Source organism: Methanoculleus sp. (assembly GCF_020696975.1).
In the GTDB taxonomy this organism is placed as follows: domain Archaea; phylum Halobacteriota; class Methanomicrobia; order Methanomicrobiales; family Methanoculleaceae; genus Methanoculleus.
Genome location: NZ_JAJGBK010000032.1, coordinates 102299 through 116406, shown reverse-complemented (window position 1 = coordinate 116406; position 14108 = coordinate 102299). Strand labels below are relative to the sequence as shown.

The 14108-nt window shown below is 65.2% G+C and carries 16 protein-coding genes; 9 read left to right on the top strand and 7 right to left on the bottom strand.

From position 1 onward, the window contains the following. Nucleotides 1-33: 33 nt before the first annotated feature. Together ribC and QZ650_RS10600 are read right to left on the bottom strand one after the other, a co-directional pair. Complete coding sequence (ribC, locus tag QZ650_RS10605) at nt 34-495, bottom strand: riboflavin synthase (RefSeq protein WP_292519273.1); 462 nt, start codon at nt 493-495, stop codon at nt 34-36. Further along, nucleotides 492-1622: an alanine--glyoxylate aminotransferase family protein gene (locus QZ650_RS10600; protein WP_292519275.1), complete on the bottom strand. Its 1131-nt coding sequence runs from the start codon at nt 1620-1622 to the stop codon at nt 492-494. Before QZ650_RS10600 ends, ribC begins: the two co-directional genes overlap by 4 nt. 132 nt (nt 1623-1754) lie before the next feature. Between QZ650_RS10600 and purE the strand changes: the two genes are divergently transcribed. Both purE and QZ650_RS10590 read left to right on the top strand, forming a co-directional pair. Beyond that, on the top strand, nt 1755-2147 hold the full coding sequence (gene purE, locus QZ650_RS10595; RefSeq protein WP_292519277.1) for a 5-(carboxyamino)imidazole ribonucleotide mutase: 393 nt from the start codon (nt 1755-1757) through the stop codon (nt 2145-2147). Between the two features lie 62 nt (nt 2148-2209). Continuing rightward, nucleotides 2210-2617 carry an arsenate reductase ArsC gene (locus QZ650_RS10590; RefSeq protein ID WP_292519279.1) on the top strand — a complete coding sequence of 136 codons (408 nt, stop codon included), beginning with the start codon at nt 2210-2212 and terminating at the stop codon, nt 2615-2617. A gap of 23 nt (nt 2618-2640) precedes the next feature. On the opposite strand, the gene thiC is transcribed toward QZ650_RS10590, so the two are convergent. Continuing rightward, entirely contained in the window at nt 2641-3930 is a 1290-nt protein-coding gene (thiC, locus tag QZ650_RS10585) for a phosphomethylpyrimidine synthase ThiC (RefSeq protein WP_292519281.1), read from the bottom strand. Between the two features lie 25 nt (nt 3931-3955). On the opposite strand from thiC, the gene QZ650_RS10580 reads away from it, so the two are divergent. Genes QZ650_RS10580 through QZ650_RS10570 form a run of 3 tightly spaced genes read left to right on the top strand, consistent with a single transcriptional unit; the run spans nt 3956 to nt 5554 of the window. Next, nucleotides 3956-4558, top strand: coding sequence for an MBL fold metallo-hydrolase (locus tag QZ650_RS10580; protein WP_292519283.1), 603 nt, complete (start codon nt 3956-3958; stop codon nt 4556-4558). Continuing rightward, nucleotides 4551-5006, top strand: coding sequence for a DUF123 domain-containing protein (locus tag QZ650_RS10575; RefSeq protein ID WP_292519285.1), 456 nt, complete (start codon nt 4551-4553; stop codon nt 5004-5006). Before QZ650_RS10580 ends, QZ650_RS10575 begins: the two co-directional genes overlap by 8 nt. After that, entirely contained in the window at nt 5003-5554 is a 552-nt protein-coding gene (locus tag QZ650_RS10570; RefSeq protein WP_292519287.1) for a flavodoxin family protein, read from the top strand. The genes QZ650_RS10575 and QZ650_RS10570 overlap by 4 nt, the downstream gene beginning before the upstream one ends. Before the next feature lie 57 nt (nt 5555-5611). Here QZ650_RS10570 and QZ650_RS10565 read toward each other — a convergent pair whose 3' ends face one another. After that, complete coding sequence (locus tag QZ650_RS10565) at nt 5612-5770, bottom strand: DUF1328 domain-containing protein (RefSeq protein WP_248534945.1); 159 nt, start codon at nt 5768-5770, stop codon at nt 5612-5614. Nucleotides 5771-5896: 126 nt separating this feature from the next. Next, entirely contained in the window at nt 5897-6991 is a 1095-nt protein-coding gene (gene cofH, locus QZ650_RS10560; RefSeq protein WP_292519291.1) for a 5-amino-6-(D-ribitylamino)uracil--L-tyrosine 4-hydroxyphenyl transferase CofH, read from the bottom strand. Nucleotides 6992-7111: 120 nt separating this feature from the next. Here cofH (QZ650_RS10560) and QZ650_RS10555 point away from each other — a divergent pair, with 120 nt between their 5' ends. Next, nucleotides 7112-7426, top strand: a complete 315-nt coding sequence (locus QZ650_RS10555) for a DUF1805 domain-containing protein (protein ID WP_292519293.1) — start codon at nt 7112-7114, stop codon at nt 7424-7426. Nucleotides 7427-7434: 8 nt separating this feature from the next. Here the strand turns inward: QZ650_RS10555 and cofH (QZ650_RS10550) are convergent, their stop codons facing one another. Continuing rightward, a complete protein-coding gene (gene cofH / locus QZ650_RS10550) occupies nt 7435-8523 on the bottom strand; it encodes a 5-amino-6-(D-ribitylamino)uracil--L-tyrosine 4-hydroxyphenyl transferase CofH (RefSeq protein ID WP_292519295.1) in 1089 nt (362 codons plus the stop codon). A gap of 23 nt (nt 8524-8546) precedes the next feature. Continuing rightward, complete coding sequence (locus QZ650_RS10545) at nt 8547-9215, bottom strand: signal peptidase I (RefSeq protein WP_292519297.1); 669 nt, start codon at nt 9213-9215, stop codon at nt 8547-8549. Between the two features lie 103 nt (nt 9216-9318). On the opposite strand from QZ650_RS10545, the gene QZ650_RS10540 reads away from it, so the two are divergent. The 3 genes from QZ650_RS10540 to QZ650_RS10530 all read left to right on the top strand — a co-directional run bounded on the left by QZ650_RS10540 (nt 9319) and on the right by QZ650_RS10530 (nt 13867). Next, on the top strand, nt 9319-10722 hold the full coding sequence (locus tag QZ650_RS10540; RefSeq protein ID WP_292519299.1) for a DNA-directed DNA polymerase II small subunit: 1404 nt from the start codon (nt 9319-9321) through the stop codon (nt 10720-10722). A gap of 87 nt (nt 10723-10809) precedes the next feature. Then, nucleotides 10810-12834 carry a sodium-translocating pyrophosphatase gene (locus tag QZ650_RS10535; RefSeq protein WP_292519301.1) on the top strand — a complete coding sequence of 675 codons (2025 nt, stop codon included), beginning with the start codon at nt 10810-10812 and terminating at the stop codon, nt 12832-12834. 91 nt (nt 12835-12925) lie between these two features. Beyond that, complete coding sequence (locus QZ650_RS10530; RefSeq protein WP_292519303.1) at nt 12926-13867, top strand: magnesium transporter CorA family protein; 942 nt, start codon at nt 12926-12928, stop codon at nt 13865-13867. The last annotated feature ends 241 nt before the right edge of the window (nt 13868-14108 follow it).

The following is a 14108-nucleotide window of genomic DNA, read 5'->3' as shown; positions in this document are numbered from 1 at the left end:
CGCACCGGATACTGATAATCATCACTTTTTGCGTCAGAGGCGCGCGGGCCCGACATCCTCGAACCCCTGCCGCTGGCCGGTCCCGGCGAGCTTCTCAAGGTCCTTCGGGTGGAGGGCGAGCCGGACGGCGTTCACGGCGTGTTCGCGGGTCCGCTGCTCCATCAGCCAGGCGAGTTCTTTTGCGTCCTTCGCCTCGTCCTCGTGGACGAAGACCTCGATGACGTGTTTGTTCGTCATGAGCTGGCAGAGGATGAGGCCCTGGGAGGCCTCGTGGGCGCAGACCTTGTCCTTCTCTGCCCCGCCGGGCATACCGAGCGCCATCACAAGGTCGCATCCCCGCTCCTCGATCAGCTTCTTGCAGGCCACCGGGAGGTCCTTGATGCCGGGGACGACGTAGCGCTCGAGCCCGACACTCGCGTGCCGCCGGATCTCGTCGGCGGCGATCCTGCCCATATCCACCCGGGCAAACGTCGTGTCGGCGATCCCGATCTTCATCCGAGGAGCACCTCAGCGGCTGCCTCGACACCGTCGTCGGCCGCAACCCCGAACTTCTTCAGGGTGAACTGGACGGCCGCAAGGGTCGCGAGGATCTCCTGCGCCCCGACACCGCCCATGGTGCCGATCCGGAAGATCTTGCCCTTGAGGTGGTCCTGGCCGCCGGCGATCTCGATACCGAACTTCTTGACGGTCCCCCGGAGGTCCTTGTCGGTAAGGCCGTCGGGGATCCGCATCGCGGTCGCGGTGTTCGAGTAGGCGTGATGTTCGTCGAGCGTCGGGAAGAGGTCGACACCCCAGCCCTTCGCCGCGGCGCGGACGGCGTCGGCCATCCGGCGGTGCCGGGCGATCCGGGCGGGGACACCCTCTTCATCGATCATCTTGCAGGCCTCGTGGAGCGCGAGGAAGAGCGGGACCGCCGGGGTGTAGGGGGTCTCCATCGGGGTGCCCTTCCCGCTCTTACGGTAAGCGGCCATATCAAGGTAGAAGGGGCGCTTCTCCGCGATCCGATCCCAGGCGCGGTCGCTGACGGCGATGGCCGCAAGCCCCGCGGGGGCCGCGAGACACTTCTGCGACCCGACGACGGCGATATCCACGCCCCATTCGTCCATCCGGACGTCGTCGCCGCCGATGGACGTGACCCCGTCCATGATGAAGAGGGCGTCGTGCTTCCGGGCGAGTTTTGCGACCTCGGGCGCGGGGTTCTTGATCCCGGCGCTCGTCTCGTTGTGGACCATCGTGACGATCTCGGCCCCGGCCTCGAGTTCCCGCTCGAGGGCCGCGAGGTCGAGCGGGGTGCCCCACTCGGACGCAAGAGTGGTGACGGTGCCGTACCGCCCGCCGATCTTCGCGAACCGGTCGCCGAACTTGCCGTTGACGAGCGAGACGATCGACTTATCACGGGCAAAGTTCGCGACGGCAGCCTCCATCCCGGCGCTCCCGGAGCCGCTGATGATGTAGAGTTCGTTCTCGGTGCCAAAGAGGGTCTTTAAGGTCCGGACGCAGTCCGCGTAGGCGGCGCCGAACTCGGGGCCGCGGTGGTTGATGGCCTGCCGCGTCATTGCGGCCCGCACCCGCTGCGGGATGGGCACGGGGCCGGGGATCATAAGGAGTGGTTCGTGTTCCATGTGGATCAGTCCATATCGTCGCGTCACGTCGGGACGCAGTTCCTGCAAGGAACTTGGATGCGGATTCTTATCAACCTCTCCACGGTGCGATACCGGCAGAGAGATGAGGGGGCAGGGGCATACCGAAGGAGGATGGTTGATGTCGCGGTGATCTGCGGTTCGGCCTCCGACGGCCCCATCGCAGAGAAGGTGTTTACAGTCTTAAAAGAGCACCGTGTCTCCTACGACTACCGGGTGATCTCGGCGCACCGGGACCCGGAGAGGCTCGACGATTACGTGAAAGGGAGCGACGCCCGGGTCTTCATCGCGATCGCCGGGCTCTCGGCGGCCCTTCCCGGCGTCGTGGCCTCGAAGACACGGCGGCCGGTGATCGGCGTCCCCGTGAGCGGGAAACTGATGGGCATCGATGCCCTCCTCTCGATCGTCCAGATGCCAAAAGGCGTCCCGGTGGCCTGCGTCGGGGTCGATAACGGCGAGAACGCCGGCCTGCTCGCGGTCCGGATCCTCGGCGCGGGGCAGGCCTGATACACCGGGCCGGGAAGGCCGGTCACGTAACCTTTTTTCACCCTGCCGCAGAGGGGAGGGGCATGAAGCAGAGAGTGCTCTTCATCGGCACGAACAACGCCGCCCGGACCCAGATGGCGGAAGGCTACCTCCGCGCCCGCTACGGCGACCGCTACGAGGTCTGCTCCGCCGGGATTGCCCCGACCGCCCTCGATCCCCTCGCCGTCCGGGTGATGGACGAGATCGGGATAGACATCTCGGGCCAGCGGGCGAAGGACCTCACCCTCTTCGACGGCAAAGAGATGGACTACGCCATCGCGCTCTGCGCCGGGGGTGTCTGCCCGATGTTCCCCTGGACAAAAGAGACGATCCACGTCGACTTCCCCGACCCTGCCCGGGCCGCCGGGACCGAGGAGAAGGTGCTTGCGGCCTACCGGCGGAGCCGGGACGCGATCATCGCCTGGATCGATGGGCAGTCCGGGATGAAGTGAGAAGAGGGTGCGAGCGGCCCTTCTCACGGCTCTGTTCGCTCTTGCGGGCCCGGAAGGATCTCGCGCACCATCTTGACGGCGCAGAGGTCGCCGCACATCGAGCAGGTCTCAAGTTCCCCGTCCCGCTCGTGGATGCGCCTGGCCTCCTCGGGGGTGAGCGCCGCCTCGAACTGCTTCTCCCAGTCGAGCGCCCGGCGGGCCTCCGCCATCCGGATCTCACGGTTCTTCGTCTTCCCCGCGGCGCGGGAGAGGCTCCCGACATGCGCCGCGATCCGCGCCACCCGCGTCCCCTCCACGATGTCGCGGACGTCCGGGAGCGCCAGGTGTTCGGCCGGTGAGACCATGCAGAGGAAGTCGGCGCCGTTCATGCAGGCGATCACCCCGCCGATCGCCCCCACGACATGGTCGTAACCCGGCGCCACGTCGGTCACAAGCGGGCCGAGCAGGTAGAGCGGGGCGCCGTCGGTCACCTCCTTGAGCATCCGGACGTTGTAGCCGATCTGGTCGGCCGGGATATGCCCCGGCCCCTCGATCATCCGCTGCACTCCGGCGGCGAGCGCCCGTTTTGCGAGGTGGCCGAGCGTCAGGTACTCGGTCGTCTTCGCGAGGCGGCCGGCATCCACGAGCGCACCCGGGCGCATCCCGTCGCCGAGGCTCACGACGACGTCGTGCTCGGCGAGGATCTCGAGGAGGTAGTCGTACTCGGCGTAGAGGGGGTTCTCTTCGCCGGTCGCGGCCATCATCGCGACGTGGAAGGCCCCGCCGCGGCTGACGACGCCCATCGTCCGGGGGTCGGCCTGGAGCGACGCGAGCGCCTGGCGGTTCACCCCGCAGTGCAGGGTCAGGAAGTCCACGCCCTGCCGGCAGTGCTCCCGGATGACGGAGAAGAGCAGGTCGGCGTCGACGTCCGCGGCACTCCCCGCCCGCCGGACCGCTTCGTAGACCGGGACCGTCCCGACCGGCGCATCGAGTTTCAGGATCCTCTGCCGGATCCGGACGAGATCGCCCCCGGTCGAGAGGTCCATCAGCGCGTCCGCCCCCTCCCGGAGGGCTGCCTGCGCCTTCTCGATCTCAAGATCCTCGTCGCACCGGGTGCCCGACGTCCCGACGTTCACGTTGACCCGGACCCTGCAGCCTTCACCGATGGCGCAGAGCCGGTGCGGCCGCACGGGGTTTGCCGGGATGACGATCCGTCCGCGGGCGACAGCCCGGGCGGCACGGTGGGGGACGAGATCCTCCTCCCGGGCGATCGTCTCCACCTCCGGGGGGACCCCGCGCAGGCACGCATGAACAAGGGTGTGCATAAGAACCATTTGTCTGGAAGCCATATTAGTCTGCATGCCAGTCCGGTGGATCGCGAGCGGCACGACCTACGCTAACTCGTTTGTTTACGGAAACATCCTCATCGACGCGGGCGTTCTCCCGATGGCGGTAGAGCCGTATGCGGGAGGGATCGAGACGATCATCATCACCCACGGCCACTACGACCACATCGCCCATGTCAAAGAGATCGCGCGGCTCTGCAACGACGCCGCCGTCTGCATCCACGCTGCGGACGCGCCAGGCCTCGTCGACGACACCCGGAGCCTCGCGATGCATTTCGGCGCACGGTCGCCCGGGATCGCCCCCCGGACCGTCCTTGCCGACGGCGACCGGGTCGGCGATCTCCGGGTAATCCACACCCCGGGTCACACCCCGGGCGGGATCTGCCTCTATGACGAAGCGGCGAAGGTCCTCTTCTCGGGGGACACCGTCTTTACGGGCGGGTCCTTCGGGCGCTACGACTTCCCGGGCGGGGACCGGACCGCACTTGCGGCATCCATCGAACGCCTCGCGGCGCTTGATGTCGAGGGACTCTACCCCGGGCACGGCGAGCCCGTCGCCCGCGGCGGCGGGAGGCATATCGCGGCCGCGCGGGAGGCGCTCCGGTTCTATGGATAAGGGGGTCTACGCCCTCATCCTCGAGAACCCGGATTGCCAGGTCCGTATCGGGGCCCTCGGGGCGCGGGAGTTTGCCCGCGGCCGGCACATCTACGTGGGTTCCGCCCGGGGGAGCGGCGGGCTTATCCGGGTAATGCGGCATATCCGGCTCGCCCAAAAGCGCGACCGTTCTCCCCGGTGGCACATCGACCACCTCCTTCTTTCCCCGCGCTTCACCCTCGCCGCCGCCGTCACCGCCGCGACGGAACGGGACTGCGAGTGCGATCTTGCCCGGGCCCTCGGCAGGGCCTCCGTCCCCGACTTCGGGTGCAGCGACTGTGCCTGTTCCTCGCACCTCTTCTACCGCCCCGGCGACCCGGTCCCCGAGATCCTCGCGGCATTCCGCAGTCTCGACCTCGATGCCCGGATCACAAGCATCAAGAACGAGGGGGGCGAGGGTAGGGTATGAACGTTCTCGGGATCTCCGGAAGTATGCGGAGGAACGGCAACACCGCGACGCTCGTCACCACCATCCTCGACCGGGTGCGGGAGGCGGGTATAAAGACCGAGTACCTGACGCTTGCCGATATGGATATCCGGCCCTGCACCGGCTGCGAGGCCTGCCGGGAGGCGAAATGGTGCGCAATAGAGGACGACGACTGGGCCGACGTCGCGCAGAAGATGATCGACTGCGAGGTGCTGGTCCTCGGCGCCCCGACCTACTACTACGACATCAACGGCCAGACGAAGAACCTGATCGACCGGACCTACTCCCTCTTCCACGACAGAAGGCTTTCGGGGAGGGGAGCCGTAGCCGTCGCTGTCTGCGCCGACCGGGGGGGCGAGCGGTCGCTTGAGACGCTGGAGGGGTTCCTGAACGCCCACGAGTTCTCGTACCTCGGCTACGTCTGCGGCAGGGGGTATAACCCGGGGGATATCCGCAACGACGAGCAGGCGATGCAGAAGGCCATAGCGGTTGCGGATACGATCGTCAGGTACCTCCGGCCGGAGGACTGAGGACCGGGACACCGGGCCCCGTAACCCCATAAAACGGCTCACGAGCCCGGCCGGCGGTCAGAGCAGCAGCGATATGATCGCGAGGACGATGAAGATGATGACCAGCCACTTCGCGATCGACATCGACATCCCCGCAACCCCCCGTGCTCCCAATAAGGCAAAGACAAGTGCCAGTACAAAGAAGAGGATTGCAAGACCAATGAGACCATTTACCATCTCTTTCACCTCCCAATCACCGGGATTCGGCCGGTAACGAGGAGGCGTACTGGATTTGACGATATTTATAATTTTTCGGGCATGAATTGGAGAGCCGGGGCGAAGCATCCCGGCCGTCCCCGGAGATCAACCCGGTACGAGACCGTAGGTCGTCGTCCGTTGCCGGAAGGTCCGCCCGAGGTCCGCGACCATCTGCCGCATCGTCTCCGGGTCCAGGTAATCGGTATCGCGCGCACCCGCCTCCCGGGAGATGCTCTCCTCAAAGAGCGTTCCGCCGAGGTCGTCCGCCCCGGCAAGAAGCGCCATCCCGGCCATCTTCGTCCCCACTTTCACCCAGGAGGCCTGGATGTGGTCGAAGTTATCCAGGAAAAGGCGCGAGACGGCAACCATGAGAACGTCCTCCCTCCCGGTCGCCCCGGGCCGGGCGCGTCCCGCCCGGTAGAGGGGGGTCTTGTGGTGGACAAAGGAGAGCGGGACGAACTCGGTGAACCCCCCGGTCTCGTCCTGGATATCGCGGAGGATAGCAAGGTGCCGGGCGCGGTCCGCCTCGCTCTCGCAGTGACCGTACATGATCGTCGCCGTCGACCGGATCCCGAGATTGTGCGCCTCTTTGATGACCCGGACCCAGGTCGCCGTGTCGATCTTCTCCGGGCAGATCACCCGCCGGATCTCGTCCACCAGGATCTCGGCCGCCGTCCCGCAGAGGGTGGAGAGGCCCGCGTGCTTCATCCCGATGAGCACTTCCCGGGTGGAGAGGCCGCTCTTTCTCGCGGCATACGCCATCTCCATCGGGTTGCTCGCGTGGATGTGGACCGCGGGGGCCTCATCGTGTATCCAGGATATGATATCGACGTAGGATTGGGCGTCGAACTCCGGGTGGAGGCCGCTCACCGTGCAGATCTCGGTGACATTGCGGCTTACCGCCATCCGGGCCTTTGCGCGGACGGCGGCTTCGTCGTAGCAGAAGAGATCCCGGTCGCCCGGTTTGCGGGAGAACCCGCAGAACCCGCAGGCGTTCACGCAGAGGTTGGTGACGTTGATGTTCTGGTTCCGGATGTAGGTGACGGTATCGCCGACCTTCGCCTCGCGAAGGTCGTCCGCGGCGGCGGCGATCGTCCAGACGTCCCGATCGCAGGTCGAGAGGAGGCGGACGGCCTCCTCCTCGGTGAGCCGGTGGCCGGCGAGCGCGTCTTCGAGGACCTGTCGCAGTGGCGGGGTCATACACCTCAACCGTCTCGCGCGACGGAATGATCTCTCTGGGCGCGGTCAGGAGATGAACTTTCGGGTGCGCACCCGGGAGGAGCGCAACACTTATCATTCATCGGGGGCATCCCGCCGGCCATGGCTCAACAGATCCTGTGCCACCAGCGCACAAGGCTCAGCTACAAGGACGCATACGGCTACGTCATCCCGGTCGGGGGCACCAGCCTGATGGTCTGGGTGACCGACGAGGGGATGATCGGGACTGCCGGGTTCGATATCGAGGCGCTGGCGAACGTCGGGGTTCCTGCGGCGATCGTCGGCGTCTCGGAGGAGTCGACCCTCGACAACCTCGACGGCCTGATGGATGCCGAGGTGAAGGCGGCGAACCTTCCGGCGGTCCAGCGCCGGGTCGAGATCGGGATGTCGGGGAGAGAGGCCTTAAACAGGATGTGAACCCGGGTTCACACCATCTCGTAGGTCGTCGTCCGCTGCCGGAGGGTCCGGCCGAGGTCCGCGGCGATCCGCTGCATCTCGGCCGGGTCCAGGTAGTCGGCGCCCTCGCCGCCGGCATCGACCGAGACGTCGTCGCAGAACATCGTCCCTCCGAGGTCGTCCGCCCCGGCAAGAAGCGCCATCTCGGTCAGCTTCGTCCCCACCTTCCCCCACGAGACCTGGATGTGGTCGAAGTTGTCGAGGAAGAGCCGGGCGACCGCGACCATCAGGATATCCTCCCGGCCGGTCGCCCCGGGCGGGGCTTGCCCCGCCCGGTAGAGGGGGGTCTTTTGATGGATGAAGGAGAGCGGGACGAGCTCGGTGAACCCCCCGGTCTCGTCCTGGATATCGCGGAGGATCGCGAGGTGTCGGGCGCGGTCCGCCTCGCCCTCATAGGAGCCGTACATGATCGTCGCTGTCGACCGGATGCCCATGCCGTGCGCCTCGCGGATGACCCGGGCCCATGTCGCCGTGTCGCACTTCCTCGGGCAGATCACCCGCCGGACCTCGTCCACCAGGATCTCGGCCGCCGTCCCCTGGAGGGTCCCGAGCCCCGCCTCGCGGAGCCGCTCGATGACCGCGACGGTCGAGACCCCGCTCCGCTCCGCCGCCCAGGCGATCTCGTCGGGGCTTGCCGTGTGGATATCCACGCCGGGCGCGGCCTCCCGGACGCAGGATATGAGGTCGACGTAGGAGTCGAGCGTGTAGTCGGGGTGCACCCCCGAGAGGAGGCAGATCTCGGTGACCCTCCGCGCCATCGCCGTCCGGGCCTTCTCCCGCACGGTCGCAATGTCGTCGCAGAACGCTTCCGGATCGTCCGCCCGCCGCCCGAACCCGCAGAACCCGCAGAGGTTCTTGCAGACGTTGGTGACGTGGATGTTCTGGTTCCGGACGTAGGTGACGCGGTCGCCGACCTTCGCCTCGCGGAGTTCGTCCGCGGCGGCGGCGATCGTCCAGACGTCCCGATCGCGGGTCGAAAGGAGGCGGACGGCCTCCTCTTCCGTGAGCCGGTGGCCGGCAAGCACATCGTCGAGCAGGTCGTGCAGTGGATACGGCATCGTACTAACTCTCGTAACTCAATTTATTCGTCTTTCCCTTTCCGGCGCGCAATGACGAAGTCGTGGATGAGGATGAGGATGATGACGACGACGGCGAACTCGGCGAGGTGCAGGGGGAGGTAGCCGATGAGCGGCACCGCGACGAGGGCTTTGCCGACAATCCACTCCTTCCTGACCGGTTCGACAACCCCGACGCCCGGGAGCCGGAGGTTCCCCTGGTCGATATAGGGGTTGTTGTCCCCCTTGGTGATGTAGCCGCCGTGCGGGTCGGCGTAGTAAGCCCCGAGCCCCGACTCAACTACCGCCGGGGTATCGACGTAGGTCATCGCCCGGTGGATGATCGGGTGAACGGAGTCGACGCCGTTCGGCCGGTAGATGATCACGTCGCCGTAGTTCCCGAAGGATGTATGCCCGGTCTGTTGCCCCTCGGCCCATGTCACGAGACTCCCGAACCGGTCCTCGTCGACGACGAGCACCAGGTCGCCGACGTTCATGTTCGGGACCATGCTCTCGGACTCGATCGTGACCACCGCCGGCCAGGTGCCGGCGAAGAGGTAGAGGAGAAGGGCGATACCCCCCACAACCGCGACGACCCAGAGGACGTCCCGGGCGAGAGAGACAACCGGGTGATCGCTCTCCCGGAACGCCGCAAAGGCCAATGCTACACGTTGCAGCCAGGTGGTATCCGACATTTGCTCTAAAGAAAATGCTATCCCTTCATATACATAGGTTGTCCGGAGGCGAAGTGCGAAAAAAGATAAACCCATATTGCCCGGGGGAGAATATCATGAGTCCATGCTCGCCAACGCCGAGATCGTACGCCGGTTCCTTGCGCTGAAGCATCAGGTCCACCCCGACGTCGTAGATTACATCCGCGAGCAAAACGATCCTACGCTCATCGACCGGATTGCGGCAGGGGTCCCCGACGGCACCCCGGTCGTCTCCCCCGAGCATATCCCGGGGCTCCGGAAGGTCCGGGACGGAACCCGGTTCCTCGTCGATCCGGAACTCGAGGTGATCATGGGGAGCGCCGGGACCACGGGAAGCGTCAGCGGCCACGAGGACGCCGTCCACTACTTCCGGGACCGCTACAACAACCTGGCCGGGATGCTCCGCAGCCGGATGACCGTGATGCCGATCGAGGCGCTCCAGAAGTCCCCCCACCGCTACCGCGACGAAGAGTGCAGCGTCATCGGGATGGTGGCCGACGTCCGGACGACCGCGAAGGGGCACCGGCTCGTCGAGGTGGAGGACCCCACCGGGGCCATCCGGGTGCTCTTCAACAAAGGGAGGGACGACTCGTTTGCCGAGGCCGAACGGATCCTCCCCGACGAGGTGCTCGGGGTCAAGGGGAAACTCTCAAGCGACGGCGGGCTCTTCTTCGCCGAACAGCTCTTCCGGCCCGACGTCCCGATCAACAACGCCCCGTTCAAGAGCGATCGGCCGGGGAAAGCGGTCCTCATCTCCGACGTCCATGTGGGAAGCGACACCTTCCTCGAGGACGGGTGGAACCGGTTCGCCGACTGGCTCCAGGACTCGGATGCCGGCTACCTCCTGATCGCCGGCGACCTCGTCGACGGTATCGGGATCTACCCCGGCCAGGACCAGGAACTGACGATCAAGAACATCTACGAGCAGTATGACGTCTTCGGCGAGATGCTCCGCGACCTCCCCTCACGGATCCGGATCGTTGCCGCTCCAGGGAACCACGACGTCGTCAGGATGGCCGAACCCCAGCCGGCGATCCCGCCGGAGTTCACCACAAGGTTCCCGGCAAACTGCACCCTCGTGGAGAACCCCTGCCTGTTGAACCTCCAGGGCGTCCGGGTCCTGATGTACCACGGCCGGTCGATCGACGACATGATCGGGCTCATCCCGGGGGCGAGTTACGAGCGGCCCGGCGAGATCATGGATGAGATGCTGAAACGCCGGCTGCTCGCCTCTCCCTACGGGATGCGGACCCCCATCGCCGCGATGAAGACCGACCGGCTCGTCATCGATCCCCTTCCCGAGATCCTCCTCACGGGCCACGTCCACATCTGCGGCATCACCCGCTACCGGGGGGTCCTCGGGGTGAACACGGGCACGTGGCAATCGCAGACATCGTTTCAGAAACAGATGAATATCAATCCTACGCCCGCGCGCGCGTTCGTGATCGATCTCCAGACGCTCCAGCCCGAAGTGATGGATTTCAGTTAACCATCACCGGATCTCTCCGGGACTTTTCCGCATATTTAAGTGGGTGAAATCCCTTTGTATATTACTCAATCGGAGGAATAGAAAGAGATGGATCTGGTATACCTGGCACCTCTGTGTGCCGTCCTTGCTCTCCTGTTTGCAGGATACTCGTATATGAGTATCAAGCGGGAGAGCACGGGTACCGAACTGATGCAGAAGATTGCTGCCGCCATCCATGAGGGGGCAATGGTCTACCTGAACAGACAGTACCGCGCTATTGCAATATTCGTTATCGTGCTTGCCGTCGTCCTTGCAATCGGGATCGACCCCCTCACCGCTGCCTGTTTCGTGCTCGGCGCGGTGCTCTCGGCGACCGCCGGCTACATCGGCATGTTCACCGCCACCGCCGCAAACGTCCGGACGACGAACGCCGCACGGAGAGGGATCGCGGATGCATTCCGGGTCTCGTTCTCGAGCGGCTCGGTCATGGGCATGGCGGTCGTCGGGCTCGGGCTTCTCGGGCTCTCGATCGCGTACATGGTCATCAGCACCGTAACAGCGCTTCCGCAAGCTGACGTCCTCACCGCCGTGACCGGGTTCGGTCTCGGTGCAAGCTCGATCGCTCTCTTCGCCCGTGTCGGCGGCGGTATCTTCACCAAGGCCGCAGACGTCGGGGCCGACCTCGTCGGCAAGGTTGAGGCCGGCATCCCCGAGGACGACCCCAGGAACCCGGCCGTCATCGCCGACAACGTCGGTGACAACGTCGGCGACGTCGCCGGGATGGGTGCGGACCTCTACGAGTCCTACGTCGGCGCGATCATCTCCGCGATGGTTCTCGGTGTCGCCGTTGCGGCGACCCAGTTCGCGAACGCCGACGTCATGAACGTGATCCTCCTCCCGCTGCTCATCGCCGCGGTCGGTATCATCGCGTCCATCATCGGGTCGTTCTTTGTCCGGACGAACAAGACCGAGAGCAGCGCCATCCACATGGCCTTCAACAAGGGCCTCCTCGCCGCGATGGCCGTGACGGTCGCCGCCACCTACTTCCTCGTGACCCTGCTCCTCGGGGCGGAGTACATCGGGGTCTTTTATGCCTCCGTCGCCGGTCTCGTCGCCGGGTTCGCCATCGGCCTGATCACCGAGTACTACACCTCGTTTGACCGGAAGCCGACGCTTGCCATCGTCAAGTCAAGCGAGACCGGGCCCGCGACCACCATCATCACCGGGTTTGCCAAGGGTATGGAGAGCACCATCTGGCCGGTCCTGATCGTCGCCATCGCGATCTACATCGCCTACCAGGTCGCCGGTCTCTACGGTATCGCGATCGCCGCCGTCGGCATGCTCGCGACGCTCGGGATCTCCCTCTCCGTCGACGCCTACGGCCCTGTCGCCGACAACGCCGGCGGTATCGCCGAGATGTCCCACCAGAAGCCCGAGGTCCGCGAGATCACCGATACCCTCGACTCCGTCGGGAACACCACCGCCGCCATCGGCAAGGGGTTCGCCATCGGCTCTGCGGCCCTGACGGCGCTCGCCCTCTTCGCCGCCTACACCCAGGCGGTCGGCCTCACGACCATCGACGTCGCGGTCCCGAACGTCTTCATCGGCGTCCTGATCGGTGCGATGCTCCCCTTCCTCTTCTGCGCCATCACGATGATGGCTGTCGGGAAGGCCGCATACAGCATCGTCCACGAGGTCCGCCGCCAGTTCAAGGAGATCACCGGCCTCATGGAGGGGAAGGCCGACCCGGACTACGCCTCCTGCATCGCCATCTCCACCCACTCGGCTCTCCGTGAGATGATCCTGCCCGGCGTCCTCGCCGTCGCCGCGCCGCTCCTCGTCGGGTTCGTCCTCGGCACGGAAGCCCTCGGCGGTCTCCTCGTCGGTTCGCTTGCGGCCGGGTTCCTCCTCGCCGTCACGATGGCGAACTCCGGCGGAGCCTGGGACAACGCAAAGAAGTACATCGAGATGGGCCACCTCGGGGGCAAGGGCTCCCCGGCCCACAAGGCAGCAGTCGTCGGCGATACCGTGGGCGACCCCTTCAAGGACACGTCGGGCCCCGCCATCAACATTCTCCTGAAGCTGATGTCCATGGTCTCGCTGGTCTTTGCGCCGCTGCTCCTGGTCATCTAACCCTTTTTTTTACCCGACACACAAGTCCATACCTTCTTCCCGCCACGCGGACAATCCTATCCTGTGAACGGATCAGGAGGTGACAAACCGCATGCTCCGCATCTATCGGACGGTTGAGACAACTCCGGTGCCCCAAACGGAGGAGACCGGCCGGTTCGAGCCCGGTTCCTGGGTCTCCCTGATCAACCCCTCGATCGAGGAGATCGAGGAGGTCGCGGCAAACCTCTCCGTCCCGGGGGATTACCTCCGGGCGGCGCTCGACGAGGAGGAGCGCCCGCGGACCGAGACCGAGAGCGGCATCACCCTGATCGTCATCGACATCCCGATCCCCTACCCCGAGCAGACGATCCTCTACACAACGATGCCGCTTGGAATCATCGTTACGCCCGATACCATCGTCACGGTCTGTCTCCGCGAGAACCCGATCGTCCAGGACTTCGCGAACGGCCGGGTGAAGTCGTTTTATACCTTCAAGAAGACCCGGTTCGTCCTGCAGATCCTCTTTTTGAACGCATCCTACTTCCTCCAGTACCTGCGCCAGATCGAGCGGGTCTCCGACCGGATCGGGGCCGAACTGAACCAGTCGATGCGGAACAGGGAGCTGATCCAGTTGATGAACCTAAAGAAGAGTCTCGTCTACTTCTCGACGTCGCTTCGGAGCAACCAGATCGTCCTCGACAAGACCCTGACGTTCCAGCCGCTCCGGATGTACGAGGACGATACCGACCTTCTTGAGGACGTCATCATCGAGAACAAGCAGGCGATCGAGATGGCGAACACCTACTCGACGATCCTGACCGAGACGATGGACGCCTTCGCCTCGATCATATCAAACAACTTCAACAACATCCTGAAACTCCTCACGTCGATCACGATCATCCTCGCGATCCCGACGATGATCGCGAGTTTCCTCGGTATGAACGTCCCGGTCCCCTTAGAGGACAACCCGAACGGGTTCCTCATCATCCTCGTCCTCTCCCTGATCGTCTCCTCGCTCATCGCGGTGGCCATCAACCGGAAGGGCTGGCTGTAGGATATCAGGCGGAGTGCCGACCCCGTCACCCCACCGCAAGATTTATCTCCATATTCTACATTATTGATCGTGACAAATTTCACATGATAGATCATGTAAGATAGGGGCGCCGCACGGGAGGAGGCGCCCGGCGGGGCCGGCACGGGTTTGCCCGCGGCCCCATGCACGGCAGCACGACCACGGACCGATCGGCCATAACGGCCGGCGGACCCGGGAGATCATTCCGCTTTTGCACGGCATC

Excerpts from the sequence above, each read along its gene's own strand:
- QZ650_RS10545 (WP_292519297.1), bottom strand. The coding sequence starts at position 9,215 with ATGTCGGATACCACCTGGCTGCAACGTGTAGCATTGGCCTTTGCGGCG.
- cofH (WP_292519291.1), bottom strand. The coding sequence starts at position 6,991 with ATGACCCCGCCACTGCGACAGGTCCTCGAAGACGCGCTCGCCGGCCAC.
- QZ650_RS10565 (WP_248534945.1), bottom strand. The coding sequence starts at position 5,770 with ATGGTAAATGGTCTCATTGGTCTTGCAATCCTCTTCTTTGTACTGGCA.
- QZ650_RS10570 (WP_292519287.1), top strand. The coding sequence starts at position 5,003 with ATGAACGTTCTCGGGATCTCCGGAAGTATGCGGAGGAACGGCAACACC.
- QZ650_RS10590 (WP_292519279.1), top strand. The coding sequence starts at position 2,210 with ATGAAGCAGAGAGTGCTCTTCATCGGCACGAACAACGCCGCCCGGACC.
- QZ650_RS10540 (WP_292519299.1), top strand. The coding sequence starts at position 9,319 with ATGCTCGCCAACGCCGAGATCGTACGCCGGTTCCTTGCGCTGAAGCAT.
- cofH (WP_292519295.1), bottom strand. The coding sequence starts at position 8,523 with ATGCCGTATCCACTGCACGACCTGCTCGACGATGTGCTTGCCGGCCAC.
- QZ650_RS10580 (WP_292519283.1), top strand. The coding sequence starts at position 3,956 with ATGCCAGTCCGGTGGATCGCGAGCGGCACGACCTACGCTAACTCGTTT.
- QZ650_RS10600 (WP_292519275.1), bottom strand. The coding sequence starts at position 1,622 with ATGGAACACGAACCACTCCTTATGATCCCCGGCCCCGTGCCCATCCCG.
- QZ650_RS10535 (WP_292519301.1), top strand. The coding sequence starts at position 10,810 with ATGGATCTGGTATACCTGGCACCTCTGTGTGCCGTCCTTGCTCTCCTG.
- purE (WP_292519277.1), top strand. The coding sequence starts at position 1,755 with ATGGTTGATGTCGCGGTGATCTGCGGTTCGGCCTCCGACGGCCCCATC.
- ribC (WP_292519273.1), bottom strand. The coding sequence starts at position 495 with ATGAAGATCGGGATCGCCGACACGACGTTTGCCCGGGTGGATATGGGC.
- QZ650_RS10575 (WP_292519285.1), top strand. The coding sequence starts at position 4,551 with ATGGATAAGGGGGTCTACGCCCTCATCCTCGAGAACCCGGATTGCCAG.
- QZ650_RS10555 (WP_292519293.1), top strand. The coding sequence starts at position 7,112 with ATGGCTCAACAGATCCTGTGCCACCAGCGCACAAGGCTCAGCTACAAG.
- QZ650_RS10530 (WP_292519303.1), top strand. The coding sequence starts at position 12,926 with ATGCTCCGCATCTATCGGACGGTTGAGACAACTCCGGTGCCCCAAACG.
- thiC (WP_292519281.1), bottom strand. The coding sequence starts at position 3,930 with ATGGTTCTTATGCACACCCTTGTTCATGCGTGCCTGCGCGGGGTCCCC.